This is a genomic window from Leisingera sp. (assembly GCF_034669605.1).
Taxonomy (GTDB): Bacteria; Pseudomonadota; Alphaproteobacteria; order Rhodobacterales; family Rhodobacteraceae; genus Leisingera.
The window spans coordinates 1-6,084 of sequence record NZ_JAXMOX010000252.1 but is presented as its reverse complement, the minus strand read 5'-3'; the positions used below and the strand labels follow the sequence as shown (position 1 = coordinate 6,084).

The following is a 6,084-nucleotide window of genomic DNA, read 5'->3' as shown; positions in this document are numbered from 1 at the left end:
TTCAGCGTTTTCACCACCGGAGCAGCGCAGGTACGCACCGAGACACTGCCCTGCCCCGAAAAAGCGATGATAGCAGGCCCCGCCGGCGTGATCCCGCGGGAGCTTCCGGGGCTGACCTGCGCCACCATCGACATAGAACTGCCAGTAAAACCGCAAGCGCGGTTTGCGTTCCGGAAACCGGCTGCAGAGGCGGACATCACCCCGCGTCTGCTGGAAGAGCTGATGGCGGACCCCGCGAACACCGCCGCCGCCTGGCGCGGCGAAAAGCGGTATGAACTCGCCTGGCGCCCGCAGCCGCTGCCCGAACCGCAAACACCGCCGTTCACCGATGGCGGCCACTATCTGATCACCGGCGGTTATGGCGGTATCGGATTGACCATCGCAGAGTATCTGATGCGGGACTACGGCGCCAGAATCTCGCTGATCTCCCGCGAAGGTCTGCCGCCGCGCGACACCTGGGAGCGTTGCCTGCGCGGCCACAGCCCGGCCAACCGCACCGCCCGGCGCATCCGCGCGGTGCTGGCGCTGGAAACCTCCGGCAGGGGCAAGGTGCTTGCGCTGGCCGCCGACGTCTGCAACAGCAGCGAGCTGCGCAGCGCCCGTGAACGGGCCGAAGCCGCCTTTGGGCCTGTAACCGGCGTGATTCACGGTGCCGGCGTCATCGATGACGGCCCGCTGCTGGCCAAGACCGAGGATCAGATCGCCCGGGTGCTTGCGCCCAAGGTCAGCGGCCTGCGGGCGCTGGATACTGTGTTCCCGGATGGCAGTCTGGAGCTGATGGTGCTGTTTTCCTCCTCCTCCGCCGCGACCCGGCCGGCAGGTCAGGTGGATTACATTGCAGCCAATGAATTCCTCAACGCCTGGGCCAAGCACCGCGCCGGCGGCCGCACCCGCGTGATGGCAGTTGATTGGGGGGTGTGGTCCGATACCGGCATGGCCGCCGACGCCATGGCCAGCCGCAACGGCGCCACGGCAGCCGGCCCTAGGGAACCCTGCCTGCAGCCGCTGTTGCAGGAACGCGGGTCCGACACTGCCGGCAACCGCATTTTCACACCGCGTTTTGCCGCCGCTGATTGGCTGCTGGACGAACACCGGACCGCTGATGGCACCGCCCTGATGCCCGGCACCGGCTACATCGAAATGGCAGCCGAGGCGCTGGCGGAAACCGGCATCAATACGCCGTTCGAGATCCGCGACCTTTATTTCATGCGCCCTCTGGTTGCATCCGGACAGCAGCCGCAGAATGTCCTGGCAAAAATTGAAGCTAATGAAAATGGTTATGAACTGTTTGTTTACTCGGGGTGTACAAAAGGTTACTTTCTGAATTGTCAGGCTATGCTGGCCTCAGCGGCGGTGGCAGAACGCCCCGTCGCACTCAACCTCCAGACTATTTTCACCCGATGCCCGGAGGAGCAGGCGCCGATCGACGGGCGCTTGCGCTCCGCGCAGGAGGCGCATCTGCGGTTCGGCCCGCGCTGGCATGTGCTGAACCGCGCGGCCTTGGGCAACGGCGAAGGGCTCGCCTCTCTCTCACTCCCGGACATCGCAGCGCAGGATGGCTGCCTGCTGCATCCCGGCCTGCTGGATCTGGCCACCGGCTGGGCCATGGGGCTGATTCCCTGCTATGACGCCAGCGCGCTTTGGGTTCCGGTCTCCTACCGGCTGATCCGGGTGTTCGCGCCGCTTACCTCCAGCATCTGCAGCCATGTGCGGCTGGCGGATGCGCCGGATGCAAGCTCTGCCGCCTTTGACATTACGCTGACCGATCCGGATGGCGCCGTTCTGGTCCGGATCGAAGGGTTCCGGATGCAGCGCCTGGCCGCCGGGTTCGACGCCGCAGCCAACAGGGAACAGGCGGACGCCACCGCCGCTGACCTGGGCCTGGAACCCGCCGCCGGCACCCAGCCCCTGTCAGCCGAGGAACGGCGCCTGCAGCTGAACATCTCCAATGGCATCAAAGCCGCAGAAGGCGGCAACGCCCTGGCCCGCGCCCTGGCCACCGGTCTGCCGCAGGTAGTGGTATCCTCGCTGGACCTGCCCGCGCTGATCGCACAGGCAGGGCAGACAACCGCCGCCGCTGAGGACGCGCAGACCTTTGAACGCCCGCAGCTCGACACCGATTATGCCGCCCCCAGCAACCCGGTAGAGGAAGAATTGGCCGGCCTCTTTGCCGGCCTCCTCGGGGTGTCGCAGGTCGGGATCGACGACAGTTTCTTTGACCTGGGCGGCCATTCCCTGATTGCGGTGCGGCTGTTCGCCCAGATCAAACGCGGCTTTGGCGTGGAATTTCCCCTGTCGGTGCTGTTCGAGGCCCCCAGCGTCGCCGCGCTGGCAGAGCGAATCATCGGGCTTACCGGCGGCGGAGTGGCTGTGGAACCGGGAACACCCGCCGCCGCTGCCGGAGACAATCCGCAGTTCACCCATCTGGTGCAGCTGCATCCGGGCGACGGCACCGGACGGCGGCCGTTCTTTCTGGCCGCGGGCATGTTCGGCAACGTGCTGAACCTGCGCCAGTTGGCCCTGCTGGTGGGCAAGGACCGCCCGGTCTATGGCCTGCAAGCCAAGGGGCTGGTCGGGAACGGCGCCCCGCATAACCGGATCGGGGATGCGGCCCAAAGCTGCCTGGATGAAATCCGCCGGATCCAGCCCGACGGCCCCTATCTGCTGGGCGGCTTTTCCGGCGGCGGCATCACCGCCTATGAGATGGCGCAGCAGCTGAAGGATCAGCGCCAGGACACTGCCGCGCTGATCCTGCTGGACACGCCCTTGCCGGTGCGCCCGCCGCTCAGCCGCCGCGACAAGGCGCTGATCAAACTGGCCGAGCTGCGCAGCAAGGGGGCTGGCTACTTTGGCGAATGGGCCAAAGCCCGCATCGCCTGGGAATTTGAGAAACGCCGCGCCGCCCCGATTGAGCCCGGCGCCCGGCCCGACTTCAACAACCGCAAGATTGAGCTGGCCTTCCGCACCGCCGTCGAAACCTATGCGCTCCGGCCCTGGAGCGGTCCGCTGACGCTGTTCCGCCCGCCGCTCGACCGCAAATGGCAGGTCAGCGGCGGCAACTGGGTCAGCGCAGCCCGCGAATACGTGTTTGACGACAACGACTGGACCCGCTGGGCCGCGCAGGCAGAGGTGGCCGAAGTGCCGGGCGATCATGACAGCATGGTGCTGGTGCCGAATGTCAGTGTGCTGGCCGCAGGCATCAAGGCCCGGCTCGATGCCGCGGATGCAGCGGCAGCCCGGCCCCGTTTCGCCGCAGCCGCGGAGTGACATTCATGGACCAGCAACGCATCCTCACCATTCTCCTCAACTACCGCACGCCGGAAATGACCCTGCAGGCAGCCGCGGCCGCATTGCGCGAAATGGAGGATCTGCCGGGCGAGCTGCTGATCATCGACAACGGGTCCGGCGATGGCTCCTATGAGCAGATCCGCGCACAGGCAGAGGCGCGCGGCTGGCTTGCCAGCGGCGGGCTCCGGGTGATCGCCGCGCCGGTGAACGGCGGCTTTGGCGCGGGCATGAATACCGGCATCAAGGCCGGCCTGTCGGACGGCAGCGCGCCGGAATTCTATTACCTGCTGAATTCCGACGCTTTTGTGCAGGGCAGCACCATCCGCACCCTGCGCGATTTCCTGCTGCAACATCCCGGCGCAGGTCTGGCCGGCTCTTACGTGCGCGGCACGGACGGCACGCCGCACCGCACCGCCTTCCGCTTCCCCTCCATCGCGGGCGAGTTCGAAGCCAGCGTGCGCACCGGAATGTTCACCCGGCTTCTTAAACCCTGGGTGGTCGCCATGGACCTGCCGCAGGAGGAGCTGCAGGTCGACTGGACCGCCGGCGCCAGCCTGATGATCCGGCGTGAAGCAGCCGAGGCCGTTGGCGGCTTTGACGAGACCTTTTTTCTGTATTTCGAGGAAACCGACCTCTGCCGCCGCGCCGCCCGTGCGGGCTGGCGCACCCACTATGTCCCGGCCAGCGAGATCGCCCATGTGGGGTCCGCCTCCACCGGCATGAAAGCCTGGCAGCGCACCCCGCAATACTGGTTCGACTCGCGCCGTCATTACTTCGTCAAGCACCACGGGCACGCCTATGCCGCCGCCGCCACGCTGGCACGGGCCGCGGGCAGCCTGATCTATGGCCTGCGCCGCCTGATCCAGAACAAGCCGCAGGCGGATCCGCCGCATTTCCTGCGCGATCTGATCCTGTACAGCCTGCGGGCAATGGCTGCGCCGCGCCCGGAACCATCGCAGGAAACACGCCCGGCTTCTCCGCCTGCAAAGGAGCAGAAATGACCCCATTTACCTGTGCCCTGATCGGCAATGAAACCCTGCTGATCGGCTGTGCCGATGCCTTGCTGGCGCGCGGCCACCGGATCCGCGCTGTGGTCTCCAAGGATCCCGGTATCCGCAGCTGGGCCGGCGGTAGGGGTCTGACCCTTCTGGACAGCCAGCAGCAGCTGCAAGGCGGGTTCGACTGGCTGCTGTCAATTGCCAACCTGACGGTGATTCCGCAGAACATTCTGGCGCTGGCCGCCAAAGGCGCGGTGAATTTCCACGACGGCCCGCTGCCCGCCTACGCGGGCCTCAACACCCCGAACTGGGCGCTGATCAACGGCGAAGCACAGCATGGCATCAGCTGGCACCTGATCGAGGGCGGCGTGGACGAGGGCGATATCCTGGCCCAGCGGATGTTCGGTCTGACGGAGCAAGAAACCGCCTTCAGCCTGAACTCCAAATGCTACGCCGCCGCGATGGACAGCTTTGGCGAGGTGATCGCGCAACTGGAAACCGGCGATCTGAACCGGCAGCCGCAAGACCTGAGCCAGCGCCGTGTGTTCGCCAAATCCGACCTTCCCGCCGCCGGCGGGCTGCTGGATTTCAGCCGCCCCGCCGCCGAACTGGCGCGGCTGGTCCGCGCGCTGGACACCGGCGGTTACTGGAATCCGCTGTGCGCTGCAAAACTGCGGATTGGCGGCCGCGTGGTTCTGACCGGTGCCGCGGAAACGGCAGCGGGCTCCGGCGCCCCCGGCACGGTGCTAGACGTTCATAAAGACAGCGTGAAAATCGCCACTGCGGACGGTGCGCTGGTGCTGTCGCGGCTGACCACCCCTGCGGGCAGACCGCTGGAGCCGGCCGGGCTGATCCACGCCGGCGGCATGCTGCCTGCGCTGACCGCGGAGGACGCCGAAACCCTCACCGCAAAGATGGCCGTCACGCAGGCCGGCGAGCAGCACTGGCGCCAGGCGCTGGCTGCGATGCAGCCGGTCCAGGTGCCGCTGGCCTCAGATACCGGCAATGCGGGGATGGCCCGCCGCGGGATTGCCCTGCCTGGCGGCCTTAACCGGGAGCAGGCCGCTGCCGGAGTGCTGGCCTGGGCGTTGCTCAGCAGCGGCGAAACCACCGCGGATGTGGCGCTGTCGATTGGCGGCATGAACACGGTTCCCGGGCTGATCTCTGATTGGGTGCCGCTGCAAGCGCGGCAGGAAGAAACTGCTTCAGACCTGCAGGCGAAAACCTGTCAGCTTATTGAAAAAATGCGGAAATACGGCGGATTTGCCGAGGATCTGGTTGCGCGTGCTCCGGAGATTTCTGGTTTTTCTCAACCCGCCATAGGCCTGTCGCTGGACAAAGACGCCGCCGTTTCCGGCTGCACCGCCACCGTCGCCTTCTGTGGTGGCACATTGGCGCTGCATACGGACCAGGCCCGGCTGGAGAGCACCGCCGCAGACCTGCTTGCCGCGCGGCTGGAACTGGTGCTGGTCGCCCTCGCCGAGGATGCAAGCCAACCGGTGTCCGCCCTGCCCATGCTGCCGGATTCCGAACGCAAGATGCTGCTGGAGGACTGGAACCGGACCGCAACAGATTACCCATCGGATCTGACCATCCACGCAGCCTTTGAAGCCCAGGCCGCCAACACGCCAGACGCCGTCGCACTGGTCTTTGAGGACCAGAGTTTCACCTCTAGCGAAGTCAATGCCCGCGCCAATGCGGTGGCCGGGCGCCTGCGTGAAATGGACGTGAAACCGGGGACGCATGCAGGCATCCACATCCGCCGCGGGCCCGAACTGGTTTTTGCCGCCCTGGGTGT

3 protein-coding genes are annotated in these 6,084 nt (G+C 66.5%); all 3 read left to right on the top strand.

The window, feature by feature from the left end; translation table 11 throughout:
• Positions 1-3,267 (top strand): KR domain-containing protein (locus VOI29_RS21915; protein ID WP_323783676.1); only part of this gene is annotated, 3,267 nt, incomplete at its 5' end.
• A 5-nt stretch (positions 3,268-3,272) separates the two neighbouring features.
• Positions 3,273-4,289 (top strand): glycosyltransferase family 2 protein, encoded by a 1,017-nt coding sequence (locus tag VOI29_RS21910; protein ID WP_323783674.1) that lies wholly within the window; start codon positions 3,273-3,275, stop codon positions 4,287-4,289.
• The coding region (locus VOI29_RS21905; RefSeq protein ID WP_323783672.1) for a formyltransferase family protein at positions 4,286-6,084 on the top strand (1,799 nt) is incomplete at its 3' end. The genes VOI29_RS21910 and VOI29_RS21905, both read left to right, overlap by 4 nt.

Bases quoted from the DNA above. Each gene is read 5' to 3' on its own strand.
- VOI29_RS21910 (WP_323783674.1), top strand. From the start codon at position 3,273: ATGGACCAGCAACGCATCCTCACCATTCTCCTCAACTACCGCACGCCG.